Origin of the sequence: Sphingobacterium humi (assembly GCF_009768885.1) — a bacterium.
Lineage (GTDB): Bacteria > Bacteroidota > Bacteroidia > Sphingobacteriales > Sphingobacteriaceae > Sphingobacterium > Sphingobacterium humi.
The window spans coordinates 1-1124 of sequence record NZ_WSQA01000032.1 but is presented as its reverse complement, the minus strand read 5'-3'; the positions used below and the strand labels follow the sequence as shown (position 1 = coordinate 1124).

2 protein-coding genes are annotated in these 1124 nt (G+C 49.4%); both read left to right on the top strand.

Annotation, left to right across the window (positions count from 1 at the left end):
* The first annotated feature begins 43 nt into the window (after positions 1 to 43).
* A complete protein-coding gene (locus tag GQF63_RS19555) occupies positions 44 to 811 on the top strand; it encodes a ParA family protein (RefSeq protein ID WP_013666836.1) in 768 nt (255 codons plus the stop codon).
* Positions 812 to 870: 59 nt separating this feature from the next.
* A partial coding sequence (locus GQF63_RS19550; RefSeq protein WP_246163630.1) for a DUF3408 domain-containing protein occupies positions 871 to 1124 on the top strand: 254 nt, incomplete at its 3' end.

Genomic DNA, 1124 nt, shown 5'->3' with positions numbered 1-1124 from the left:
GGCAGGCAGTCCACGGAAATAGAAACTTAAAAATAGAATAGAAATGGAAGCAACAAACAGGACAAAATTCATTGCTTTTTCAAGCCAAAAAGGGGGCGTTGGGAAGAGCACGTTTACAACGGTTATGGCAAGCATACTTCATTACCAAATGGGTTATAATGTAGCCGTCTTTGACTGCGATTATCCACAGCACAGCATCTGCCAAATGAGGGAACGGGATTTGAAAGCGGTCATGCAAAACGAGGTGCTGAAAAAACTGGCGCACCGCCAATTTTCCACCATCAACAAGAAAGCCTATCCGGTACTGCAAAGCAAGGCTGACAATGCCTTAACGGATGCGGAAGCATTCGTACAGTCCTCGACCGTTCCCGTGGATGTGGTTTTCTTTGATTTGACCGGAACGGTGAACACTTCGGGTTTGCTGAACACACTGGCAGGAATGCACCACATCTTTTCGCCCATTACGGCAGACCGTGTGGTCATGGAAAGCACATTGAGCTTTACCGATGTGCTGACCAATGTCCTTATGAAACAAGGTCAGACCTCCATCGAAACCATACGGCTGTTTTGGAACATGGTCGATGGCAGGGAAAAATCGCAACTGTACGAAATTTACGGCAACGTCATTAACGAGGTCGGACTGCAAGCAATGGAAACACGCATTGCCGATAGCAAACGCTTCCGCAAGGAGAGCGAGGCAACAGCAAAGACCGTCTTCCGCTCCACGCTGTTACCTCCCGATAAAAGATTGATGAAAGCCTCCGGCTTGGACTTGTTCATCAGTGAATTTCTAAGAACCGTCAAACTGTAACCGCTATGGAGAATGAAAACAAGAAAAAGCCGAATGCCCCGATTGACGAGGCATATCTCATGTCCATTATGGCAGGCGAAACAAAGAAGCCCCAACAGGCGGTAGCACCGCAAGAGCCGAGCGCAGAGCCGACAAAGGAAACGCCAACGGAAAAGCCCGTAGACAAAGAGCGCACCCGACAAAAGAGGGCTTCCGATACGGGCTATGGCGAGCGTTTTCTCAACAGCCACACCATGACACGCCGTGGCGATAAGAGCATCTACATCCGGCAGGAATACCACGAACGGCTTTCCCGTATCGTGCAGGTTATCGG

What these genes read in the sequence shown, in the direction of transcription:
- GQF63_RS19555 (WP_013666836.1), top strand. Translation starts at nt 44, where the DNA reads ATGGAAGCAACAAACAGGACAAAATTCATTGCTTTTTCAAGCCAAAAA.